The sequence below is a fragment of the Desulfopila inferna genome (genome assembly GCF_016919005.1).
Lineage (GTDB): Bacteria > Desulfobacterota > Desulfobulbia > Desulfobulbales > Desulfocapsaceae > Desulfopila_A > Desulfopila_A inferna.
Window position 1 is genome coordinate 321,217 of record NZ_JAFFQE010000002.1, and the last position, 23,836, is coordinate 345,052.

The 23,836-nt window shown below is 49.0% G+C and carries 17 protein-coding genes; 6 read left to right on the plus strand and 11 right to left on the minus strand.

Annotated elements, in window-relative coordinates; translation table 11 throughout:
* Window positions 1–53 precede the first annotated feature (53 nt).
* Window positions 54–2,204, minus strand: a complete 2,151-nt coding sequence (locus JWG88_RS05470) for an alpha/beta fold hydrolase (RefSeq protein ID WP_205232702.1) — start codon at window positions 2,202–2,204, stop codon at window positions 54–56.
* 303 nt (window positions 2,205–2,507) lie between these two features.
* Between JWG88_RS05470 and JWG88_RS05475 the strand changes: the two genes are divergently transcribed.
* Both JWG88_RS05475 and rocF read left to right on the plus strand, forming a co-directional pair.
* A complete protein-coding gene (locus tag JWG88_RS05475; protein WP_205232703.1) occupies window positions 2,508–3,602 on the plus strand; it encodes a putative NPN-dependent ornithine cyclodeaminase in 1,095 nt (364 codons plus the stop codon).
* 2 nt (window positions 3,603–3,604) lie between these two features.
* Window positions 3,605–4,495, plus strand: a complete 891-nt coding sequence (gene rocF / locus JWG88_RS05480) for an arginase (protein ID WP_205232704.1) — start codon at window positions 3,605–3,607, stop codon at window positions 4,493–4,495.
* Between the two features lie 56 nt (window positions 4,496–4,551).
* Here rocF and JWG88_RS05485 read toward each other — a convergent pair whose 3' ends face one another.
* From JWG88_RS05485 to glnH, 5 genes are all read right to left on the minus strand, one after another.
* Window positions 4,552–5,631, minus strand: a complete 1,080-nt coding sequence (locus JWG88_RS05485) for a KamA family radical SAM protein (RefSeq protein WP_205232705.1) — start codon at window positions 5,629–5,631, stop codon at window positions 4,552–4,554.
* A 209-nt stretch (window positions 5,632–5,840) separates the two neighbouring features.
* A complete protein-coding gene (locus JWG88_RS05490; RefSeq protein ID WP_205232706.1) occupies window positions 5,841–6,749 on the minus strand; it encodes a MurR/RpiR family transcriptional regulator in 909 nt (302 codons plus the stop codon).
* Window positions 6,750–6,851: 102 nt separating this feature from the next.
* Window positions 6,852–7,577: a glutamine ABC transporter ATP-binding protein GlnQ gene (glnQ, locus tag JWG88_RS05495; protein ID WP_205233230.1), complete on the minus strand. Its 726-nt coding sequence runs from the start codon at window positions 7,575–7,577 to the stop codon at window positions 6,852–6,854.
* 8 nt (window positions 7,578–7,585) lie between these two features.
* On the minus strand, window positions 7,586–8,308 hold the full coding sequence (locus JWG88_RS05500) for an ABC transporter permease subunit (RefSeq protein WP_205232707.1): 723 nt from the start codon (window positions 8,306–8,308) through the stop codon (window positions 7,586–7,588).
* A gap of 95 nt (window positions 8,309–8,403) precedes the next feature.
* Window positions 8,404–9,159, minus strand: a complete 756-nt coding sequence (gene glnH / locus JWG88_RS05505; protein ID WP_205232708.1) for a glutamine ABC transporter substrate-binding protein GlnH — start codon at window positions 9,157–9,159, stop codon at window positions 8,404–8,406.
* Window positions 9,160–9,475: 316 nt separating this feature from the next.
* Between glnH and JWG88_RS05510 the strand changes: the two genes are divergently transcribed.
* The 3 genes from JWG88_RS05510 (at window position 9,476) to JWG88_RS05520 (ending at window position 15,576) form a co-directional block, all read left to right on the plus strand.
* Complete coding sequence (locus JWG88_RS05510) at window positions 9,476–10,777, plus strand: glutamine synthetase family protein (protein ID WP_205232709.1); 1,302 nt, start codon at window positions 9,476–9,478, stop codon at window positions 10,775–10,777.
* 436 nt (window positions 10,778–11,213) lie between these two features.
* The gene (locus tag JWG88_RS05515; RefSeq protein ID WP_205232710.1) at window positions 11,214–11,669 is read left to right on the plus strand and encodes a DUF302 domain-containing protein; all 456 of its coding nucleotides are present in this window, start codon (window positions 11,214–11,216) and stop codon (window positions 11,667–11,669) included.
* A 46-nt stretch (window positions 11,670–11,715) separates the two neighbouring features.
* On the plus strand, window positions 11,716–15,576 hold the full coding sequence (locus JWG88_RS05520; RefSeq protein ID WP_205232711.1) for a PAS domain S-box protein: 3,861 nt from the start codon (window positions 11,716–11,718) through the stop codon (window positions 15,574–15,576).
* Window positions 15,577–15,691: 115 nt separating this feature from the next.
* On the opposite strand, the gene JWG88_RS05525 is transcribed toward JWG88_RS05520, so the two are convergent.
* The 4 genes from JWG88_RS05525 to JWG88_RS05540 all read right to left on the minus strand — a co-directional run bounded on the left by JWG88_RS05525 (window position 15,692) and on the right by JWG88_RS05540 (window position 19,931).
* Window positions 15,692–17,020, minus strand: a complete 1,329-nt coding sequence (locus tag JWG88_RS05525) for a TRAP transporter large permease (protein ID WP_205232712.1) — start codon at window positions 17,018–17,020, stop codon at window positions 15,692–15,694.
* A complete protein-coding gene (locus tag JWG88_RS05530; RefSeq protein WP_205232713.1) occupies window positions 17,017–17,601 on the minus strand; it encodes a TRAP transporter small permease subunit in 585 nt (194 codons plus the stop codon). The genes JWG88_RS05525 and JWG88_RS05530 overlap by 4 nt, the downstream gene beginning before the upstream one ends.
* A gap of 168 nt (window positions 17,602–17,769) precedes the next feature.
* Window positions 17,770–18,840, minus strand: a complete 1,071-nt coding sequence (locus tag JWG88_RS05535) for a TRAP transporter substrate-binding protein (RefSeq protein ID WP_205232714.1) — start codon at window positions 18,838–18,840, stop codon at window positions 17,770–17,772.
* A gap of 377 nt (window positions 18,841–19,217) precedes the next feature.
* Window positions 19,218–19,931 (minus strand): FadR/GntR family transcriptional regulator, encoded by a 714-nt coding sequence (locus JWG88_RS05540; protein ID WP_205232715.1) that lies wholly within the window; start codon window positions 19,929–19,931, stop codon window positions 19,218–19,220.
* A 645-nt stretch (window positions 19,932–20,576) separates the two neighbouring features.
* Here JWG88_RS05540 and JWG88_RS05545 point away from each other — a divergent pair.
* A complete protein-coding gene (locus tag JWG88_RS05545) occupies window positions 20,577–21,986 on the plus strand; it encodes a sigma-54 interaction domain-containing protein (protein ID WP_205232716.1) in 1,410 nt (469 codons plus the stop codon).
* Here the strand turns inward: JWG88_RS05545 and JWG88_RS05550 are convergent.
* The gene (locus JWG88_RS05550) at window positions 21,973–23,616 is read right to left on the minus strand and encodes an acyl CoA:acetate/3-ketoacid CoA transferase (protein ID WP_205232717.1); all 1,644 of its coding nucleotides are present in this window, start codon (window positions 23,614–23,616) and stop codon (window positions 21,973–21,975) included. The genes JWG88_RS05545 and JWG88_RS05550 overlap by 14 nt on opposite strands.
* Window positions 23,617–23,836: the final 220 nt, after the last annotated feature.

Below are 23,836 nucleotides of genomic sequence, written 5' to 3' on the forward strand. Positions count from 1 at the left end.
GTATGGTCTGTAACGTCTAACCCAGCTGAGCTGGACTCCCCCTGAGATTGGCTTTAACCGACAAGATTACGGATAAAATCGCCAATAATTGCATGTACTCTCCCGGAATCCTCGCCACGGATGATGATGTGATTCTTGTAATTCAGTAGAATATATTCCTTCTCTTCGGTGCCGAGCTCATCATATATCTGTCGTGACCCCTCTCTGCCCACAATCGGATTCCTGTCTGCCTGAAGAATCAGACTCGGATGATGTACCTTTGCCGGCACCGTTTTCAGCTTTTCGAGAAAAGCTCCGACATTTTTAACTCCTAATATCGGATTCTTATCATAGTTGACATGTATATTTTCGGAATTGAACTGGAAATAATCGATATCCAGATCATCCTTTTTTATTTTTGCCAGTATCCGCGTCCAGACATCATTGCCCGGCATGAAGCTGGACGAATAGTCTTTGAGGTGCAGCGGCGGACAGACGGCAACAACCCCCGCCAGCTTCTTCAGCCTCGAGGCAAGCTCCAGAACAAGGCAGCCACCCACCGAAACGCCGCCCAGAACCACATGCTCACAGATGCTGCTGATAACAGCATAGCCTTTTTCCACGGAAAGCTGCCAGTCGGAATAGGTTTTCTGCGCCAGATCCTCGGGTGTTGTCCCGTGTCCGGCAAGTCGGGGTGCATACACCCATAATCCCTGTCGGTTTAGATAGCGGGCGAGTTCCATCACTTCCTCCGGTACCGACAGATAGCTGTGAACCAGTACCACTCCTATTTTACCGGTGGAACCGCGCAGCAAAAAAGGGCTTCCGGATTTCGAGGTTGGAACGCCGCATCGCTTGCAATCCTGCAGATAGCTTTGGTCTTCCTCCTGCACCAGCATGTCGAGCACTTTCCTTCTGACCAGAAATCCTGGCTGCCAGGCCACCAATCGCACCAGGCGCTGCAATTCCCTTAAGGGCTCGACCTCATTAGCCATGACCTCAATGGGATTGTCAATTCTGCCCCGGTGAAACAGCAGGAGCTCCGGCAGCTTTCTCTTCAACTTGACAAGATAGCCGTTCTTTTTTTCGACAACGTTTTTTTCCAGGGCCAGTTCAATAAAATTCTCTACCTTTTTAAACCTGTCATCGGTGAGAAGATGCACCTGTTCCTCCTGCAGCGACCTGTGGAGATTGTACCCTATAGCGTTTTTATCGCTTATTTTCCTGACTGCCAGGTAAACCCTTCTGCGCAGATCCATTTCCTTCATCGTGGAAAAGGGATAGCGCTGCAGGAATGAGGCGAACAGATGCTCATGGTTGACGGAGGTCATGTTATAAATGGCCTTCATATACCTCTGCATCATGTCCTCCGACAGGCTGCGCATATAGCGGGACAGTCTTTCCGAAAAATGAGGATATTCGCCGAAGGGGTGCTGTAATTCCCTGCCTACAATCCGTGAAGAGAGAAAATCCTCCAGCCCAATCGGCTTGCCGAAGTGAATATCGAGATCCACTCCCGAGAGCAGCATGGTGCCTTCGGTCATGAGTTCTTCGAGCATTCTCTCCGGCACTTCCTTCATCATCCTGGCGGCAAACTGAGAAGCGATGTTTTCTTTTGCTCTGATTGGATAATAGGTAAGATTAACCGGAACAATTGTTGTGGCTTTGCCCCGGATATCATCAAGCGATGCGATTGAGAAAGCATCGAGGAAGGTCTGAACATTGGCCGGCTCCTCCTTTTCCCTGGCAAGAAGATGATGGCGCAGAAATTCCGCACGCAGCGCCAGAGACGCTGCACCCGTATGCGGTTTATGGCTGCCTCCGTCATGGCGGATCAGGAATTTTCCTCCACCAATAATCTTCTTGGTCTTCACCATCCTGCCTTCCGGAAAGATAATCCAGTTTTCGGAGCCCGTGAGCAGACCCTTTAAGATGATCTTGTCGCGATTCGGATCCCTGGTGGAAATCACGCCGATCATATCCAGCAGCTTCTTCAAACTTCCCCTGAACAAAGATTCATCGGCCAGCGAAAAAACCGGGGTGGTGGTAAGATTATAAATATAGTAGGGAATCAGCAGCGTTTCGATTCTGGTAAAGTGGTTGATCACAAAAATGGTGGGTCCGCCGGGAATATTTTCCTCACCGTGAATGACAACATCAGCCTTGGACAGGCTGGTAAGGGTTTTAATGGCAAGGCCGGTGGTAAAATATGCGGATGGATTCATTCAACATCTCAATATAGAGGAAGGTGGGCGCAGATAGTACTATATTTGAGCAGGGAAAACAGGTCAAGACTATTTCAACCGGGTCATTTCCGGTCTCTGCCCTTACTTATGTATGCAATCATTGAAAACAATTGAGTTTTGCTAAGATTGATCTATAATAAAGATATTCCTGGCAATGACGAACCTTTATAGCCAAACCACGTATACCCCTCAAAGGGTACTCCAGCTCAGCTGGGTTAGCGGTGGGTGGTGCAATGATTGCCGCTCCGCCACAATCAAACAGTATCAAATTGGAGAAACCGAATGGCCCTCAGTCTGACCTTCACCCCCCCCGACTTTGACACGGCGGAGCTAAAAAACGGCCCATTTGCCGCCCTGGAAGCAGTACCGGCCGACGGCATCGCTCCCAGAAATTACCATGCTACTTCCAATTATCCGGAATACGCCAAACTGCCGGGATATGGCTGGGTTCTGGCACCGGAGAGCAGAATGGATGCCGTTCTGGTTGCAGACCAGGGCAAGCTCCAGGTGATTGAGGCCAGGAACCTGAAGAAAGGCGATATGGTTGTGGTCGGCAGAACGGAAAACGGAGAAGAGGGGATATTCGTGCATTCCCATTGCTTTGAGAGAATTGCGGCGAGCACGGACAAATTCACCTTTCGCTCCCGCGGCACCAGGGAAACTCCCTTTTCCCGCTCCTATGACGAACTCTACAAGATTCTCAAACATGACCGCGATCATGGTCATATCGTCTGGGTTTTAGGCCCGGCCGTCGCCTTTGACAAAGACAGCCGGGAGGCTATGCAGGGACTGATCGCCAGCGGATTCTGCCATGCGCTGATGGCAGGCAATGCCTTGGCCACCCATGATATCGAAGCCGCCCATTTCGGCACCGGACTGGGCCAGAATATCTACAGTCAGGAACTCCAGTCCATGGGACACTACAACCACCTGGACATTCTCAATGAGGTGAGAAGGGCCGGCTCGATACGGGAGAGCATTAAAGTCCTGGGCATCAAGGATGGCATCATCAAGGCCTGTGAAGACCACGATGTACCTTACATCCTTGCCGGATCAATCCGCGACGACGGACCTCTTCCCGAAACCATCGGCAATGTCTATGAGTCACAGGACAGAATGCGGCAACATGCCAGAAAGGCGACCACGGTGATCACCATGGCCACGCAATTGCACTCCATCGCCTTCGGCAACATGACGCCGAGCTACCGGGTCATGCCCGACGGTGAAATCCGTCCGGTCTATTTTTATGTGGTGGACATGTCCGAATTCTCCGCCGACAAGCTGGCCAACCGCGGCTCCGCCCAGGCCCAGGCCATTTTGACAAACGTTCAGGACTTCATTGTCAATCTCTGGAATTATATGCGGAAAAAAGACTGATAATGAAACAGACGGTCAGCATAATCGGCATCCCCATGGATTTGGGACAGCAGCAAAGAGGAGTCGACATGGGGCCGGTGGCCATACGATACGCCGGTCTGGCCCCGAAGCTGCGCAACCTGGGTTATCATACCATCGATCACGGCAATGTCGACGTTCCCGGTCATTATACCCTCTCCAGCACACGCTACGAGGAGAGGCTCATCCCCATTTGCCGAGCCTGTGAACAGGCCTATAAACTTGGTGCCGACGCCATTGCCAACGGAGAAATCCCGATCTTTTTAGGCGGCGATCATTCCGCCTCCATCGGAACCATCGGCGGTGTCACCGATCAGGGTCCCTGCGGCCTTATCTGGGTAGATGCCCATGGTGATTTCAATACCCTGGAAACATCCGCCAGTGAAAACATCCACGGCATGTCCCTGGCCATTCTTCTGGGCCGGGGATCAAAGGAACTTGTCGATGTAGGCAGACCGGGTGCGAAACTCGCCCCGGAAAACGTGGTCATGATCGGGGTTCGAGATCTTGATCACGAAGAGAAAAAACTGTTGGCACAGTCCGGCTGCACCGTCTATACTATGCGTGATGTCGACGAGTTGGGCATGCATGCGGTCCTGCGCAAAGCGCTAGCCGGACTCGCCGGACTCCCGGGGATCCATCTCAGCCTGGACATGGACGCCATTGATCCTCTGGAAGCCCCCGGGGTTGGCACCCCTTCCCATGGAGGCCTGACCTACCGCGAGGCCCAGCTCATCATGGAAACCCTCTGTGATTCAGGTAAACTGCATTCCGTGGATGTCATGGAAGTAAATCCCATCCTCGATGTCAAGAACAGGACGGCACAGGTCGCCGTCTCTCTGCTGACATCCCTGTTCGGCAAGTCCATCATCTGATGGACTGATAAAAGGCCCGATCTCCCACTTTGCAGGTTTTCCGAGAGTCGAGAGGATCAGCTCTCCTCAGGAATATTCGGCCACTTAGTTGTAATTCCACGATAATTCTTAAGGGTATATTCTTTTTCATCCTTGCCCTCGATGTAGTAATCGGGCATCAGTGGAATTTTGCCGATGTTAGTGGCAATGACATACATAGGCTGCGCCATGCCGGTAGTATGGCCGCGGATGGCATCACGAATAAGCTCCGCTCCCTTTTCCACAGGAGTCCTGAAGTGATCGATTCCAGGAGCTGGTTCGCAGTAGAAGAGATAATAGGGACGGATCCGAACCGACAACAGTTTCTGATGCAGTTCCCTGAATGTCTCGACATCGTCATTTATCCCTTTGAGCAGGACCGCCTGATTGCCGACGCTGATGCCGCATGTCTGCAGCTTGTAGACAGCCTCTGCGGTCATCTCCGTTATCTCTTTGGGATGATTGCATTGGGTATTCAGCCAGATCGGCACCTTATGATAACCGGAAAGCACTTTCATCAATCCGTCGGTGATACGATGCGGCAGAACAATCGGGACCCTCGAACCAAAACGAATCATCTCGAGGTGCGGAATTTCACGAAGTTTACGAACCAGATATTCAATCCGGTCATCCGATAGAATCAGAGGATCGCCTCCGGTGATCAGGACATCGCGAACTTCGGTGTGTTCCGAGATCCATGCAAGTCCTTCATCGACATCCATACGCAGCTTGAGATCACGATCAACTACCAGCTCTTTGCGAAAACAGTGGCGGCAGTAATTGACACAGACATCGGTGACCGTGAAAGCGACGCGGTCCTGATACTGCCGGGCGATACTGTCAGGGCGCACTTCTTCGGTTTCCCTATTTTCCTTCCAGAGCAGATAGTCCTCGATGCCGTACTCGTTGACAGTTTCCTGCAGACTTGGCAGCACCTGACGCCGGATTGGACATTGCGGATCATCCTTATCCATGAGGGAGGCAAAATAGGGTGATGTTCCCCATTTGGTGTCGAGCGTTGTAATCGCCTGCTCTTCCTCCGCGGTGACGTTTATAAATTCCTTGAGCCGATCAAGTGTATTTACAGACTGCTGTAACTGTTCCTGCCACTTTTCCATAACTATCTACCCTGTTTTGATCTTTTTACAATGATGGACTGGTTAAAAGCTCGATCTCCATCGTTGCAGCATATCGAGCTTCTCGAAGTCGGAGCTTATGCCCGTGCGGGTGCTTATCGCAGAATGCTCTCGGCAACTTCGATGACTTTTTACGAGATTATTTAGCTTGACTGAACTTGCTTTACACTATGTGGATACTGCACTTGGAATCAAGTTTCAATATCCAATTTTTCTAAAATTCTCTCGGCATGATTGAGCCGGGTTATGGCCTCATCGCCCAGCTGAGCCACAAGCTGGGAAAGCAGCGCTTCAATGCAGATTATCACGGCAGCTATGGGACTGAAAAAATAGGTTCCGTGAATGGCCGCAACCAGCAGGTTTTCCGTTTCTGTCGCCAGCGGTGATGAAAAACTGTCGGTGACGGCAACCAGATTGATTCCCTGCTGTGCACAAAACCGGCAGGCGTTGACGGTTTCTCTGGTGTAGGGGGAAATGCCTATGGCAATCACTAGCCCACCCGGCTTAAGCTGAGCCAGATCCTCTCCGATCGTATGCCCCGGTTTCCCTGCAAGTGTGACTCCGTCACGAATCATCTGCATATAAAAGCTCAGAAAATAAGCTGCAGGGTAGCTGCCTCGCAGACCGAGAACAAGGACATGGTCCGCCCTTGTGATGAGACCGAGAATTTCCGTAAATTTTTCTTCATCAAAAGCATCATGGGTTACCATCACGTTGCTCCACTCATCCTGGATAACCTTTTCGAAAATCGTTATATCATCTCCGGAATTATCCCGCTCCCGTTGCAGGAAGCGTTTGACCTGTTCACTATAAAAACCGCGCTGTTTCTTGAGATTTGTGCGAAAAAGGGTTTTCAGTCCCTGGAATCCCTGAAAACCCAGCTTTTGAGAAAGACGGGTTATGGAAGAAATATGGACACCACTCTCCCGGGCAATCTCGGAAATCGATTTGGCTGCGGTTTCGCTGGGAGCATCCAGCATGCTTTTCAAGACGGTGAGATTACGTTTGGTCAAACGAATGGAATGCTTGCCATTGTAGATTTTGACATACAGATCACATAATTCTTCCAGGCTGTCTGGTGGGAGAGCGTTTTTATTCAATTGATATCAATCCTGATGAAAAAGTGAAAATCTACGCAAGGAAACTCATTTCCAGTTCCGTTTTTTTTCACTAAAATCCTGAAAAACACTTACCAGGAAAGGCTAATAGCCAACATGCTGAAGAAAGTTCTTCAATCTTTCCGAGGGAGGATCCTGCAGCAGTGCCGTAGGATTACCGTCTTCGGCGACCCTGCCTTCGTCCATAAAAATAAGGCGCGACCCCGCCTTGCTGGCAAAGCTCATCTCATGGGTGACCACAACCATGGTAAAGCCCTCCATGGCTACGGCAGTCATGACGTTGAGAACCTCTTCCCGCAGTTCAGGATCGAGCGCCGAGGTGGGCTCGTCAAAAAGCATGATCCTGGGCCGCATTGCCATTGCTCTGGCTATGGCCACCCGTTGCTGTTGTCCTCCGGAAAGCTCAGACGGGTAAAAGTTGCCTTTTTCACCTAATCCTACCTTTTCGAGAAGATCATGCGCTACATCGTTGGCTTCCTTTTGAGAGACTCCGCGAACCTTCCTGGGGCCGAAGGCAACATTTTCCAGGACAGTCATATGGGGGAATAGATAAAACAGCTGAAAAACCATTCCCACCTCTTTGCGGATTTCGCGGATCAGATGCTTCTGAGCGGGCAAATGTATGCCGTTGACGGTCAGATCGCCGGAGGTAACGATCTCCAGGCCGTTAATGCAGCGCAACAGGGTTGATTTGCCCGAACCGGAGGGCCCGACAATGACCACGACCTCTTTTTCCTCTATGGTCAGATCAATGTCATGCAGCACCTCGACATCACCAAAGCTCTTGCAGACCTTTCTGAATTCTATCACATTGTTCGTCATACTATTTTGATCCTTCTCTCGAGATATTTCATGAAAATTGCAAGGGCTGAAGTCATAATCAGATAACAGATCGCCACTGCCGACCAGATCTCAAGTGCTCTGAAATTGCTTGCCATAATTTCCTGACCTTGTCGCGTCAGCTCCCCTACACCGATGACGATGAATAAAGAGGTGTCTTTCAGGCTGATGATAAATTGATTACCCAGGGGCGGAATGGCACGCTTGAATGCTATTGGACCGATAATGCTTGTCAGCAGCTGCAGTCTGGATATTCCCATGGACATGCCGGCTTCGACCAATCCTTTGTTGACCGACAGCACCGCACCCCGGACGATTTCCGCAATATAGGCGCCGGCATTGATGATAATGGTGATGATCGCCGCAGTCAGGGCATCAAAACGAATCCCCCGTATACCGGTAACCACCTCTATCAGCATCGGCAGCGCGAAATAAATGAACATAGCCTGCACGATAATAGGTGTTCCCCGGATCAACTCGACATATCCTGCCGCCATTTTCTGGCCGATTATGCCGGCTATGTGAAAAAAACCGTAGCTTTCTCCGCCGATCTCCTTGGTACCGGCAAGCCGCATGACACCGGCGACTGTCCCCATGGCCAACCCCCCGAATATACCAATTATCGTTATATACCACGTTAACTTGGCGCCTTCGAGCAGTGAGGGAATAGCATCCACTATGTATTGAAATTCAAAGCTCATAATGTTGTTTTACGCTAATCATAGTTAAAATAAGACAAGGGGAACCTCTAGGAAACTGGTCCCCCTCAAGTGAATTTTTGCAGAATAATCAGGGATTATTCAGGAAGAGTTCCAAACCACTTTTTGTAGAGCTGGTCGTACTCACCGTCTTCCTGCATTTCAAGGAGTGCTATATTCACCTGGTCGCGCAGGGGGCTGCCCTGCTGAAGACCAATGCCGTAATAGGCTGCCTTGACATCCGCTCCGACAGCTTTAACCCTGCCTTCTCCGGCCGTCTTGACATAATAGAGAACATTGGGGGTATCATGCATGGCTGCATCGGCGCCGCCGGTAGCTACTTCGAGATATGCCTGATCTATATTGGGGAATTTCGTAAGTTTCTCCACACCAAGAGTTTCCGCATAGGGAACTGTGGCTGTACCGGTTTTCACCGCAACCACCTTTCCTTTCAGATCGGCAGGGCCATTGATATCGGTATTGTCGATCGGGACCATCACCTTGAGACCGGCTCTGAAGTAAGGATGGGAAAAATCAATTGCTTTTTCTCTTTCAGAGGTAATGAAAATGGCAGCCAGGACAACATCCAGGTTACCGGTTGTCAATCCGGGGATGAGCCCGTTGAAATCCATAGGTACTAATTCGTAATCTACATCGATCCGTTTAGCAATTGCGTCCCATAATTCAACGTCGAATCCGGTGTATTTACCATCTTTTCCTTTAAATTCAAAAGGCACAAAAGCCGTATCGACGCCCACCCTCAGCTCCGCCGCAGCACTGAAGCCAACGGTTACGAACAGCATTGCAATCGCGGTTGCCGTTGATAGTAGTCTTCTCAAAAATGATTTTCTCATGTTCTTCTCCTTTTAGTTTTTGTTAGTAGGGATCTTTTATTCCTATCTTCATGGAGTCACTTTGTCAACAAAGATTTCCAGAAATCCCGATTGTGCAAATATGTTTGCAAAACCGGTATTGCTCCATTTTTATGTCTATCGGTGTAAAAAGCGCCGGTAAAATCATTGCAAGCACAACACGATCAAGCTAAGTTCACGCTCTGTGATTATATTCGCGGAATGAGAGTCAACCGCTGTTTGTTTTTTTTATTCTACAGGACTTCGATGGCCGGAGTCACATTACCTTAATGCAAATTCATAGGAGATTAGTTCAATCATGGAAGATTTGCCAAGCCGGATCAGCAAAGTAGATACCTTGCAGATTTTTACCACGGATCTGAATGGACGGCCTGTTACCCTCCAGGTCAACAGCGATAACCCTGATTCTTTATTCCAGAGAGGAATTGGTTTTGACGGCAGTTCGGTACCCGGATACGGCACAGTCAATGACAGCGATAAGTTGTTGATTCCTCTTGCCGAAACATTCAAGACCGTGAAATTCTCCCATGAGAATCTCGGTTTTTTGATAGGCGGAATAAGTGAAGAATACGGCAAAAGGTCTGCGCTAGATCCCCGATATCTTCTTGAAAGAACAGTGGCCCAAGCCGAAGAAGAATTTGGAATCCGTTTTTTAACCGCCCCCGAACATGAATTCTTTCTGTTGAGCAATGATGAATTCGGCAAAGATATCCATACCGACAAAGCCGGTTATTTTCATGCCGACCCCGAGGGCAAGGGAGAAGTCGTCCGTAAAGAAATCGTTTCGGTGCTGAAAAAATGCGGCATCAATTTTGAAAAAATGCACCACGAGGTTACCCCCTCGCAACATGAAATTAACCTCTCCTGTCTCGCCCCCCTTGAAACTGCCGACAGAACGGTCCTCTTCTCCTATATTACCAAAAGGATCGCTTATGAGCAAAAAATGTATGCCTCATTTATGCCCAAGCCGTTTAACGGATTTAATCGCAATGCCCTTCATTTTCATGTATCTGCCCAGGATCTGAATGGCAATCACCTCTTTTACGACGATGAGGCAGAGCATAAACTCAGCACAACCGCCCGCCATTTTATCGGTGGAATCTTAAAATATGCCAGGGAAACCTCGATAATAATGGCTGCCACCTTCAATTCCTATAAAGCCTATGTTGTCGGCAAAGAGGCTCCCATCGTGCGGAGTTGGGGACTAAAAAACCGCAGTTCAATGGTGAGGGTGCCGTATGCCACGGGACCGAAAGATACCCGAATTGAAATCCGCTCGCCCGATCCTTCCGGCAATATCTATTTGCAGCTTGCCACTATTCTGGGAATGGGCCTTCAGGGAATCAGAGAAAAGATCGACTGCGGCACCCATGAGGCTGAAAGTTCCTATGCAACGCAAAAGGCCTCCAGTCTCTGGGACAAGAATTTCCTGCCGACCAATATGTATGAGGCTCTCCTTGAAGCTGAAAGGAGCACATTTCTCAAAGATTTCCTGGGCGAGCCCCTGTATGCGCAGTATATGTCTTTGAAAATTGACGAGTGGGAGGATTTTCGGACCTTCGTGACGCCGCGCGAGCATAAAATGAGCCTGCATATTTAGTACCTTACAGATTGTCTTCCTGTTTTTTTAGCAGGAAAATCTAAAGGCTCTTATCCGGTTCAGCCGGGTTAAGGCTGCAATCGCGAAAAAAGCTTATAAACAGAATCCCCGGACCCGTAACCCTGCTCCGTTGGGTTACGGGGGTACCTCTGAAGAACCGTCTATTCATCTCACGAGCTCGATATCCTCAAGTTTATCTCGGTACTTCTTGAAATTCTCTCGCCATATGTATCCTTTCCGCAAGGAAACCTGCCACTTCTTTCAATTTCACCTGAAACCCTTCCCTAATATCTGCAAGTGACTATCTTTTAAATTGAGCGACCATCTACACACCAACTTCCGTTGACGGCTCAGAGTATTGGGTCCCCCACATTTTTCGGGAAAGCCCTGATCAACAAAAAGGAGAGTGCCTATGGCTTTATTTCGATATTCATTGATGTTTACCGCTATTTTCTTCCTGTTCATTTGCACCACGCAGACAACAGGAGCAGAATCCGAAAAAATCTCCGGCCTGGTCAAGCTCAAAAGCAACCTTGCCATGGAAGAGACTGTTGCAGCCCTGCAAAAAGCTATCAAAGATAAGGGACTGACATTATTCACTACTATTGACCATTCCGCCAATGCCGGAAAGGCAGAAATCGACCTGCCACCTACCATGGTGGTGATCTTTGGAAACCCCAAACTCGGCACGCCACTCATGCAGATTAAGCGAACGCTCGCTATTGATCTTCCCCAGAAGATGCTAGTCTGGCAGGACGAAAAAGAACAGGTGTGGATTGCGTACAACAGTGCTGAATATTTGGCGCGCCGACATAACATTTCAGAGATGGAGCATTTTCAGAAAATCGCCGGCGCCCTCGAAGGACTAGCTCGAACTGCTGCTGGAAAATGATGCGGTTTGCGGCCAATCCGCCGGATATTTCCTTACGATGCATAAGATGAAGTTATTCGCAATCAGGAATATAGGTGATTATGCGCAAATCCTTACCGGAATAATCAGAGAACCCCTGCTTCTTCTGGATGCCGACCTGCGGGTGGTTTCGGCAAATCCGGCATTCCATCATACTTTTCAAACCTCGGACACCGAAACCAAAAATCGCCTAATTTACGAACTGGCTGACGGCCACTGGAATATTCCTGAGCTCAAAGATTCTCTTGAAGCGATCCGCACCGATGCCATCGAATTAGCAGATCTGCCGATTGATCATACTTTCCCCGGGGTCGGCCGCCTGATCCTGCGGGTAAACGGTCGACGGATCGACCAGGAAGGCGACGGCAGCTACCTAATCCTGCTGGCAATCGAAGATGCTGCCAAATCCGGGAAAGAGGAAGGAGTACAACCGGCGTCGGAAATTGAATACCGCCGCCTGGTGGAAACAATCAACAGTATCATCATTGTCATTGATGCTAAAGGAGAAATCCGGTTTTTCAACAGGTTCAGTGAATCTCTCTTCGGCTATAGCAGGGAGGAAGTCCTCGGCCGGCCTTTTGTCGGCACTATTCTCCCGGAAAAATCAGGCGATGGAGAAGACAACCGCGGGCTCATTGACGAAATACGTGAAGACCCTGACCGGTTTTATATCAATGAGAGCATGGGGCTGACCAAAACGGGCGAAGAAGTCTGGTTTTCCTGGAGCGCCCGGGAAAGGCGCGACGAGGATGGCCGTATCGTTGAAATCCTGATTGACGGCAACGATATTACCTCTGAGTACAAGCAGAGAGAACGTGCCGATGTAGCGTATCGGGTAATTAACAATTCTCCGGATTTGATTGTCCGTCTGGACAGTATGAAGCACTACGTTTTCGTTAATCGGAAGTTTGCCGAGCTTGCCGGTGTCCACCAGGAGGAGTTTTACGGAAAAAAAATCTGTGAAATCAGCCTTCCCGTCGAATCGACTGCAAAAGTTGAGGAGGTTATCGAGGAAGCCGCACTAAGCAGAAGTGACATCACTTTTGAAACCAGCTATGGAAGTCGATCATATATGGTTACGGTCACTCCTGAACTTGACACCGGAAACCATATCGCCCATTTCGATTTTTATGCACGGGATATTTCACGGCGCAAGCAGGCGGAAGAGGACCTCCGTCGTGAACAGGAAAAGCTGCGTCACAGCGAGGAGCGCTTCAGAAGTGTTCTGGAAAATTCTCTGGACGTGACATATCGGCGCAATCTGCAGACCGGCAGCTGTGACTACATAAGTCCTGCCATCGAAATGATCACCGGACTCACACCAGAAGAGTTCTCTTCTCTTACCATGGAAGAAGTGCGTGAGCGATTGCATCCTGACGATCTGGAACGGGTAGACAAACAATTCAACGCCATCATCAAAAATAGAATTCTTTCAGGAATCCTGGAGTATCGTTTCAGGGCGAAAAACGGTATGTATGTCTGGATGGGTGATAATTTCAGCATCATCCATGATGATGACACCGGTGAACCACTGTACCGCGTTGGTATCGTCCGTGATATAAGCGACACCAAAAAGATGGAGGATGAACTGCGCCGGGCCTGGAACACGGCTGAAAAAAAGATGCGGGAAGCGGAGGAAAAACAGGGGATCCTCGAAGCGGTCTTCGACAACGTTCCGGAAGGATTCGTTATCTTCAACAACGAAACCGGCAAGGTGGAATTAGTCAGCCGGCACCTTGCCGAATTTGCAGATCTGAAGCGCAGGGATCTTCACAATCTCAGCATTTCAGAATACGCCAAACTGCTGGAGGTTTCCAGTACTAGAGGCGAACCTGTGGCCTTGGAGCGGATGCCGATCTGGCGGACAATGTATAAAGGCGAGCTGGTGATTAATGAACGTTATCGGCTAAAGAACTTCAATGGCGAGACCATTACCGTTCTCATCAATACTGCACCGGTCAGGGATGCTGAAGGTAAGATCATCCGCTCCATCGCTTCCTGGCGCAACATCGAACCCATGAAGCAGGCCGAAATAGAACTGCGGGCTTCCCGTGATGCCGCTCGAAAGGCTATGCGGAAAGCCGAAGAGCGTGAGCGCATCCTCAAAACCATCCTGGTGAACATTCCCGAGGGAATTACCATTGTCGAAGCCCCCGACGGCAAGCTGCAGCTGGTCAGCACCTATCATGAAAAGGTCATCGGTATCCCGGCCAGAAAGCTGTTCCGCATGAGTCTTGCTGAACGTCTCGACCTCCTCAAAAATTTTCGCCCCTACGGAGACGTAGAATCTGCCGAGAAGGAAGATTTTCCGATCTGCCGGGCACTGCATAAAGGGGAAGTCATCATCAACGAGGAGTGGATACTGGATAAAAAAAACGGCAGCACCATGGTGGTCTCGATAATCGCCGCCCCGGTGCATGATGACCAGGGAAGGATCACTCATGCGGTTACCAGCTGGCGAGACATCACTAACAATAAGGAAATGGAGGCTGAACTCCGTCGCAACGAATATGAGCTGCGCACCCTTGTAGAAAGCTCTCCGGATCTCATTCTGCGGTTTGATGAACGAATGCGCTATGTCTTTGTGAATGCCACCTTCGAGCATATGACCGGAATCGAACGGGATCGCCTGATCGGCCGTACTAATAAGGAGCTTGGCATGCCTGAAGACAAATGCGGTGCCTGGGAGTCCGACCTTGAAAAGGTATTTCATTCAGGACGTGAACGGAATATCGAATTCAGTTTCTGGGGATTGTTTGGAAAACGTCATTTTTGGGGCCGGCTTATACCGGAATTCGACCGGATTGGACGGGTGGAAACGGTTATGATGGTGGCCCGGGATATCACCGAGCGAAAACAGGCGGAAGAGCATATCCGCTACCTGAGCTTCCATGACTCTGTTACCGGGCTATACAACCGGGCCTACTTCGAAGAAGAGGTGAGAAGACTCGATTCCAGACGTTTGCTGCCGGTCAGCTTTATCATGGGGGACGTCAATAATCTTAAATTGACCAATGATGTCTTCGGCCACCACGAAGGCGACAGGGTGCTCCAGACGATTGCCGACATCCTTCGGGAAACCTGTCGGGATGAAGACATCATCGCCCGCTGGGGCGGTGACGAATTTGTCGTCATTCTGCCTGATACCGACGTTGAAACCGCTCAGGCCATCTGTTCCAGAATAAGAGAAACGGCAAAAAACAGCAGCCAAACCGTTATCCTCCCGAGTATCGCTCTGGGGACTGCGGCCAAAACTGACGCCGAACAGAATATCTACCGGATCATCATGAAGGCCGAAGCTCATATGTATGACAATAAGCTGGCGGAAAGTCGGGAAAACCAGGGGCTCGTCATTTCTTCACTTTTGGCTGGTGTCCGGAAGAAATGGCCGGAAGCAGACCAACATGTGGCACGAGCGCTGGCATTGGCGCATTCGTTTGGCAAGACGCTGAAACTGAGCGAAAGACAGATGGAGAGTCTCGACCAGATAATCCGGCTCCACGATATAGGTAAGGCGATAATTCCCGACGACCTGCTCCGTAAACCGGGGCGATTGAGCTACCAGGAATGGGAAATAGTGAAGCGCCATCCGGAGGCAGGATACCGGATCGTCAAAACTTTTGATGAAACTGCCGGAATTTCAGCAGAAATCCTGGCCCAGCGGGAACGTTGGGACGGCAGCGGATATCCCCGAGGACTAAAGGACAGACAAATCCCTTATCTCACCAGGATCGCTACGATCCTGGATGTTTACGATGTAATAACCCATGATCGCCCCTACGAAAGGACGTTCTCAAGCAGAGAGGCCATTGATATTCTGCGCCGGGATGCAGGCAGATATTTCGACCCCGATCTGGTCGAACCTTTCGTCAGCATTATTTCAGGTTAGCGGTAACTGCTTATTAATCCAGCTGAGCAGGACTCTTCACAGCCCCCTTGAGGGATATAAGAATCTTTAGACAGATTGTTTTCTTGCAAAAAACAAGAAAACAATCTGTAACGTACTAAAATCCGTAAAAATCAGGAAAAATCACGATTGAAATAAGCACAAATATCTGTATGCAGATAAAGGGCAGAACCCCCCTATATATATCCATCGTCCTCACCTCCGGAGGGGAAACTCCCTTGAGATAAAAGAGGGAAAAGCCAAAGGGCGGGGTAAGGAAGGAAGTCTGCAGATTCATGGCGATGAGTATGGCAAACCACAGCGGGTTCAGGCCGATGATATCGGCAATCGGCAGAAGAATAGGCACGACAATATATGATATCTCAATGAAATCGATAAAGAAACCGAGAACCAGTATGGCTACCATGGAGAGTATCAGAAATGCCCATTTTTCTCCGGGAAGACCGGTGAGGAAGTCTTCGACAATGTAGTCCGCACCACTGTAGACAAAAACCATGGAAAATGCGGTGGCGCCGATGAGGATGGCAAAAACCATTGCGGTGATTTTCACTGTCTCATGGAGAGAATCCATAATAATTTTCCAATCCAGTTTCCTATACATGGCGGCAAGCACCATGGCTCCGACGGCACCAACGGAGGCGGATTCAGTGGGTGTGGCAATGCCTTGAAAGATAGAACCCAGCACCAGAATGATAAGGGTCAGCGGCGGCAAAATCGCAATCAGCGCTTTTTTGATGCTTGCGCTACGGCTGATGGCAACGACCTCGATCGGCGGAGCGACCTCCTTGTTGATAAATGCTATGATGAGAATATAGAGGATATACAGGCCGACCAGGATGAGCCCCGGCATCAGCGCGGCCTTGAAAAGATCGCCGACAGGCTGCTGGAAAACATCTCCCAGGATGATAAGCACGATTGAGGGCGGGATGATCTGGCCGAGAGTGCCGGCTGCACAGATCGTCCCGGTTGCAAGGCGTTTGGAATAACCATATTTCAACATGACCGGCAGCGATATCACACCCATGGCGACCACAGATGCACCGACAACGCCGGTGGAAGCGGCCAGCAGGGTGCCCACCAGAACCGTGCTGACGGCGACTCCGCCGCGTATCTTGCCGAACAGCACCCCCATGGCCTCAAGAAGACGTTCGGCAAGTTCCGACTTCTGCAGGATGATTCCCATAAAAATGAACAAGGGGATGGCCATGAGAATGGTGTTGTTCATGATGGAATAGATGCGAAAGGGCATCATTGAGAACATCAGGAAGAATTCTTGGTAGACACTTACCAGGGTCGCTCCCGGCAACAACTCGATCAAGGCGGCGGCGGCTCCGAAAAAGATGGCGACGGAGCCGAAGGTAAAGGCCACCGGATAGCCGACCGCCAGCAAACACAGCGCAGCAACAAACATGACGATACCAATCATTTTGCACCTCCGTCATGCCTGTTGTCGTCACCGGGAGGAAGGTATTCAGCCGGTGAGGCGAAGCCGACACCTCCGCCTTTTATGACGCCGCGATAGATATTTATATTTTTAATAATGTATCCTATAGCGCTGAAGATCAGGAAGATGAAGGAAAAAGGAATCATCGCCTTGATAATCCAGCGGTGAGTCAACCCTCCCGGATCTTCAGATATCTCGTTGATATTATATGAATCCATCACATAATCGATGGAGCCGGTGGCTACAAGAAGAGCAAGCGGTATAAGGAAAAAGATGGTTCCGAGAATGTTGATCATGGCTTTCTTGCGAATACTGTACCTCTCATAGATGAAATCGACCCGGACATGACCTTCATCCTTGAGAGCAACAGAAACCCCGAAAAGAATAACTACTGAAAAAAGGTGCCACTCCATCTCCTGCATTCCCATGGAGCTGTTTCTGAAAAAGTAGCGCATGACCACATCAAAAAAGACATTGAAAATCATGAGCAGAAGCAGAATCGAAGTGATTTTGCCGACAACGTCTACAACCGATTCCATTATCGATTCTATTTTAAACAACATTTTTTCCCCTGGATTTAGCGGCTGGTTTCCCTCTTAAGTACCCTCATTTCCCAAAAAATACATTCTACTCTGCTGTACTCGAAAAATCGATTCTCATCAAATGGAAAAACCGCCTGCTCAAATGAGCGGGCGGTTTCCATTCCAACGATGGCAACGGAAAAAGCAGTATTACTTTACCATTTCCATGGTCTGCAAATAATAGTAGTCGGAGATTTCCGTCCAATCGCGTGCTTTGGCCATATATTCCTTCTGTGACTCATATACGGCTTTAAACTCTTCATTCTCCGAGGCATAGGCGTCCATTACCTCGTCGTTTGCTTTTTTCATGGCTTTAAGAACATCTTCCGGAAAAAACTTCACCTGGATATTGGGAAAATCTGTTTTCATCTCAGCCCAGGCCCTGGAACTGGCATCAAAGTTGTCAATGTACATATCAGCCGCGGCAGCCTGCATGGCAGTATTGAGTATCGCCTGATTTTCAGGAGATAATTTCTCATAGGCGCGTTTGTTGATCAGATACTGCAGTTCCGTTGCAGGCTCATGCCAGCCGGTGTAGTAATAAGGGGCAATTTTATGGAATCCCATTTTTATATCCATACCGGGACCGACCCATTCAAGAGCATCGATGGTACCGCGATCAAGAGAGGTATAAAGCTCGCCAGGAGGTATGTTGGTTACATTTACTCCGAGTTTCGCAAAAACTTCACCGGCAAGGCCGGGGATACGCATCTTCAAGCCCTCGAGATCCTGTAGGGAATTAATCTCTTTCTTGAACCAGCCACCCATCTGCACGCCGGTATTGCCTCCCGGAAATGCCATTACATTAAATTTATCATAGGTCTTCTGCATGAGTTCCATGCCGCCGCCATAATAAAACCAGGCGTCCTGTTCGGCAGCAGTCATGCCGAAGGGCATGGTGGTAAAGAAGACAGTGGTGATATCCTTGCCTTTCCAGTAATACGAAGCGCTATGGCCCATTTCATACTGGCCGCCTTTGACCATATCGATCACACCCAGGGCCGCCTTATGTTTTTCAGCTCCATCCACTTTGATGACAAAATTGCCGCCGGACATTTCCTCAACCGATTTTGCAAATTTTATAACGGTCGAGGCGAATGGAGTCAGGGTGCTGGGCCAGGACATCGCCAGCTTCCATTTAACGGCTTTCTGGGCGAGTGCCGGGGTCGCCAGCATCATCATTGCCCCGCACAACAATGAAACTTTTCCTAAAAATCTCATCTCATCCTCCTTGTTTTTGAATTTCACAACAACAGCCGGAATCAATTACCGGCGGATAACCTAACCAAAAAAAAATGGAGAAACCTGAGCTTTTGTTCGGATATCAATTCTTTTTAATCCGAAGTTAAAAAGAAGTAAAGAAAAGTTACGGAAAAGGAGAGCGTTTTAGTAATTTTCCGTTAAAGAAAAGAAGCACTTGCCGGAGACCAGCCTGACATCACTGGTATAAGACTATCATTTTCTAACATGGTTGCGCTGGACAAATGGTTTATGATGACCGGGTCGAAAGCTTTAATAGTGTCTGTCCTTCTTGCCTTTTCGGCATTCTTCATGTTAAAGGCACTAAGAAGCCAATGGATACAGGAAATACATCATTTTTATTCAGGCCCATGATGTTTTCGAAAGTAGTCCTGCACGTATTTGATATGATGCCGCATCATATCACCGGCCTCTTTAGATTTCCTCTTTCGGATCATATCATAGACGCTCTTGTGATGATCAAGAATATTTTCATGTTCTCCCTGAACCTGATACATATGGGTAAGATTTTGTTTGATGCCGATAAAAAGAAAGTCGTAAAAATTACGCATCAGATGAATCAACACCGGATTTTTGGTGGCGAAGGTAACGGCCATATGAAAAGCGGCATCTGCGTTGGTGCTGATATGTCCTTCGCTCTTGATGTCCTCTTCCATCTCCTTCAGACTTTTTTCTATGGAAAGAAGATCTGTTTCCGTGGCACGGCGGGCTGCAAGTTCTGCGGCATTGGCTTCAAGACCGAGACGCACCTCCAGGAGATCATCGAGCGTTGCCTCTTCCGTAGCCATGGCCGCGGCCAGAAGATTGCCACGCCTGTTTTCTGGTGATGCCACAAAAGTCCCCTGCCCCTGGCGATGCTCAAGCAGTCCCATGGTCACGAGTTTATTGATGGCATTCCTGACCGATGTTCGACTCACCTGCATGGAGGCAGCCAGATTGCGCTCGGGTGTAATCTGCTGACCCGGCTTAAACGCCCCTTTGTAAATCAGCTCACGTATCTGTTCAAAAACCTGATCAGATATCTTTTTCGGCTTGATTGGTTTTAGCTCCATATTTCGCCACAACAGATATAATTTAGACACACCGCGTATCAGCGACAGTTAATGTATCAGAGATTTTTTGTTATCTTGTGAATCCACTGCCGGTATGGAGTGCATCCTTCCAAAAATTGGTGGACTAATTATTCTACCACTGCCCCAGCTTCTTTTTCAAGATATTAATTGCCAAAGCTGTGAAATAAACTCTAATTATATAAAACACTTGAACTTTAAATTGTGCCATTCCAGGGAAGATCTGACATCGAAATTCTGTTGGAAAGATATGACATAGCTGCCACAAACCGGCACTGCTATTGGTATTACCAATGCTGATATTTTCTATTCTTCTACAAGTTGGACATGGCGCTATTGGATTTTAATACCGAGATAAACAAGGTAACAAAGCACCACCAGGCGGGCAAGTTATATTCTCTGTAATTATTTTTTTCAAGATTAATCTAGTGGTGATACCATTTATCAGTGGTCTATATTAAAAACAGGGTGGTTTCCAGGCTCTTTCTCCCTTACAAACAATGAGGAAAAGGATTCCCGACTTCTCTGCAGGAAGATTTTATGTTTGCATTTTTAATGAAATAGCGTACTCTTTTGTATCAATTTTTCTACATGTAGATTTTTTAATACAATAATTTGAGGGAACTTATGGAGGATAAGGAAAAAAAGCTACCCGCCTTGTCGGATAAACAGCAGCTTGATGTCCTCAATCTCGTTTTTAATCATATAGACAATGGCGCGATGGTCACTGATCCGGATGGATATATCACTCATTTCAACAAGCAATACGGACTATTTTTAGGTCTTGAGCCGGATGACCAGATTGGTAAACATGTTACCGATGTAGTAGAGAATACAAGGATGCACATTGTTGCCAAAACCGGTAAAGCAGAGATAAATGTCAGCCAATCCATCCGGGGTCAGAAAATGCTGGTCCAGCGGATTCCCATCAAGGAAAATGGAAAAGTAATCGCTGTTTTTGGACATGTTCTCTTCAAAAACATTAAAGATGTCAGCAAACTGGCAAACAAACTCTCAGAGTTGAAATCTCAGGTCAAGCGGTATCAGAAAGAGCTCAACTCGCTGCGCGCCACCCGGTATTCCTTTGAAAACATTATCGGTGAAAGCAGTCAGATAAAGACACTGATAAAGGAAGCAGTGAAATCGGCGGCGACTCATCTACCGATCCTGATTTCAGGTGAATCCGGTACCGGCAAGGAACTCTTTGCCCAGTCCATCCACAACTGCAGCAGCCGCAGATCCGAATCCTTCATTCGTCTCAACTGTGCCGCGATTCCAAAAGATCTGCTCGAAGCGGAACTTTTCGGGTATGACCGGGGAGCCTTCACCGGAGCCAAGTCGACAGGCAAGCGCGGCAAGTTTGAGCTGGCGGATAAGGGAACGATTTTTCTTGACGAAATTGGAGACTTACCACTGGAGATGCAGCCCAAGCTACTCCGGGTACTTGAAGAAAAAGAATTTGAGCGGATCGGCGGAAATCGCATAATCACCGCTGATTTCAGGCTTATATCGGCAAGTAACCAGAACCTTGCCGCCATGGTCGAAAAAGGGGAGTTCCGGGCCGATCTCTATTATCGCCTCAACGTTGTGCCTCTCCACATCCCTCCTCTGCGGGAGAGGGTTGCCGATATCATTCCTCTGGCCCGTCATCTTCTCAAGATGGCATCGGAGGAGAGCCTGCATCAGGCTACCGGTTTCAGCCATGAGGCCGAAGTAATTCTTCTCACTCACAGCTGGCCCGGCAACGTACGGGAGCTTAACAATGTCATTGAACGCACTCTGGCAAACAACGAAGACGAGGTCATAACTCCAGCCGACCTGCCTTTCTATCTGCATCAGGGAATACCAACCCAACCGGGCGTACAGCTAAACTCCCTGCTCAAGGAAGTGGTGGCCAAGGCGGAAAAAAAGGCTATTCACGATGCCTTGAAACTCACGGACTACAACAAGGCTCAGGCTGCTGCCATTTTGGGAATCCACCGCACCCTGCTGTATAAAAAAATGCAGAAATACGGCCTTTCCCTCACTGCGGAATAAAGGTCGATCCACAAACCTCGGAATCACCGATGCTGCAGCTGCCCGCCATCCCCATGGGCATGTCGAGAAAAATCCTGGGGTCCATAGCCACTAGTTTGGACGCGATGACCGGTTCAAAATCCATCTGATCGAGAATATCTTTCTGCAGGTCGACACCTGGAGCGATTTCCTTCAGCAGCATTCCTTTTTCATCTAATTCAAAAACACAGCGCTCTGTTATGTAGAGTACCCGCTGCCCTTTTTTAAGGCCGTAGTCGCCGTTGTAGGTTATGTGTTCGACGATGCCGTCGATAAATTTTTTGGTCTCTCCTTCCTGGAGAATATGCAGGCGCCCGTCCAAAATCTGCACCAGGAGGCCTCCTGCGGTAAATGTTCCCAAATATACCACGGTCTTGGCATTCTGGCTTATATTGATAAAACCACCGGCACCGGCCAGCCGATCTCCAAACTTGCTGACATTGACATTGCCCCTGCAGTCCACCTGCGCCATGCCGAGAAAGGCGATATCAAGACCGCCGCCGTCATAGAAATCAAACTGATACGGCTGATCGATGAGGACTTCGGTATTCGCTGCAGCACCAAAACTCAAACCACCGGCGGGAATTCCACCGATAACTCCGGGCTCCGCGGTAAGGACGATGTGGTCGAGCATTTTCTCTTCATTGACTACATTGGAGACACCCTCGGGCATGCCGATACCGAGATTGACGATATCACCCTGACGCAACTCAAAGGCAGCCCGCCGGGCGATCACTTTCCGTGCACACATCTCCATCGGCGGCAGGGAATCCATGGGAATCCGGATTTCCCCACTGTAAGATGGATTATACTGTTCGCCGAAGGTCTGCCAATGGTTCTCCGGCTTGGCCACGACAATATAATCAACCATAATTCCAGGTATCTTAACGTCCCTGCAGTGCAGGCTGCCGCGTTCGGCGAGCCGCTCTACCTGGACAATGACAATACCGCCGGAATTGCGGGTGGCAATGGCAATGGCCAGTACTTCAAGGGTCAGCGCCTCTTTTTCCATGGTGATATTACCGTCGGTATCGGCAGTGGTACCGCGCAGCACCGCCACATCGACCGGCCTGGTTTTATAGGCCAGATACTCTTCACCGTCGAAATTGATCAATTCGACGATATCCTCGGTGGTAACACCATTCACTTTGCCGCCGCCGTTTCTGGGGTCGACGAAGGTGCCCAACCCCACGGAACTGATAGTTCGCGGTTTTTTCGCGGCGATATCCCTGAACATCGTGGAAATAATACCCTGAGGAAGGTTGTAAGCTACTATTTTATTATTCACAGCCAGTTTCTGCAGTTGAGGAACCAGTCCCCAATGGCCGCCGATCACCCTTGTCACCAGACCTTCATGCCCCAGATGATTCAACCCCCTGGTCTTGCCGTCGCCCTGTCCGGCAGCATACATCAAGGTCAGGTTTCTGGGTTTTCCGGTTTCGAGAAAATGATTTTCTATGCCTATGGCTATTTCTTCGGCAAAACCATTGCCGACAAAGCCGCCGGTAGCCACGGTGGAGCCGTCGCGGATCAAGGCCGCGGCCTCGGCAGCGCTGACGACCTTGCTTCTTTTGAGTTTATCTTTGATATTCGTTTGAGGAATGGTAGCCATAAATGCACCCTGTCATCTGATTTATTTGTGCAATGAAAATTGTACTGGAATCATTGCTGTCATCCTTTTTTCGAAGGCTGATTCTCACTCCCTCGGCACTCATAGCTTTTTGCAATGTTCATGCCGTATACAAATTTCGGAAATTTTAATCGCTGACCGAAGCGGGAGTCCTGGCGCAATTATTGCAAATCCTGAAAAAAAAATGATACAGCCTCATTGG

Bases quoted from the DNA above. Each gene is read 5' to 3' on its own strand.
- JWG88_RS05520 (WP_205232711.1), top strand. From the start codon at position 11,716: ATGAAGTTATTCGCAATCAGGAATATAGGTGATTATGCGCAAATCCTT.
- JWG88_RS05550 (WP_205232717.1), bottom strand. From the start codon at position 23,616: ATGGCTACCATTCCTCAAACGAATATCAAAGATAAACTCAAAAGAAGC.
- JWG88_RS05525 (WP_205232712.1), bottom strand. From the start codon at position 17,020: ATGATTGGTATCGTCATGTTTGTTGCTGCGCTGTGTTTGCTGGCGGTC.
- JWG88_RS05515 (WP_205232710.1), top strand. From the start codon at position 11,214: ATGTTTACCGCTATTTTCTTCCTGTTCATTTGCACCACGCAGACAACA.
- JWG88_RS05485 (WP_205232705.1), bottom strand. From the start codon at position 5,631: ATGGAAAAGTGGCAGGAACAGTTACAGCAGTCTGTAAATACACTTGAT.
- JWG88_RS05475 (WP_205232703.1), top strand. From the start codon at position 2,508: ATGGCCCTCAGTCTGACCTTCACCCCCCCCGACTTTGACACGGCGGAG.
- glnH (WP_205232708.1), bottom strand. From the start codon at position 9,159: ATGAGAAAATCATTTTTGAGAAGACTACTATCAACGGCAACCGCGATT.
- JWG88_RS05510 (WP_205232709.1), top strand. From the start codon at position 9,476: ATGGAAGATTTGCCAAGCCGGATCAGCAAAGTAGATACCTTGCAGATT.
- JWG88_RS05500 (WP_205232707.1), bottom strand. From the start codon at position 8,308: ATGAGCTTTGAATTTCAATACATAGTGGATGCTATTCCCTCACTGCTC.
- JWG88_RS05530 (WP_205232713.1), bottom strand. From the start codon at position 17,601: ATGTTGTTTAAAATAGAATCGATAATGGAATCGGTTGTAGACGTTGTC.
- JWG88_RS05545 (WP_205232716.1), top strand. From the start codon at position 20,577: ATGGAGGATAAGGAAAAAAAGCTACCCGCCTTGTCGGATAAACAGCAG.
- rocF (WP_205232704.1), top strand. From the start codon at position 3,605: ATGAAACAGACGGTCAGCATAATCGGCATCCCCATGGATTTGGGACAG.
- JWG88_RS05540 (WP_205232715.1), bottom strand. From the start codon at position 19,931: ATGGAGCTAAAACCAATCAAGCCGAAAAAGATATCTGATCAGGTTTTT.
- JWG88_RS05535 (WP_205232714.1), bottom strand. From the start codon at position 18,840: ATGAGATTTTTAGGAAAAGTTTCATTGTTGTGCGGGGCAATGATGATG.
- JWG88_RS05470 (WP_205232702.1), bottom strand. From the start codon at position 2,204: ATGAATCCATCCGCATATTTTACCACCGGCCTTGCCATTAAAACCCTT.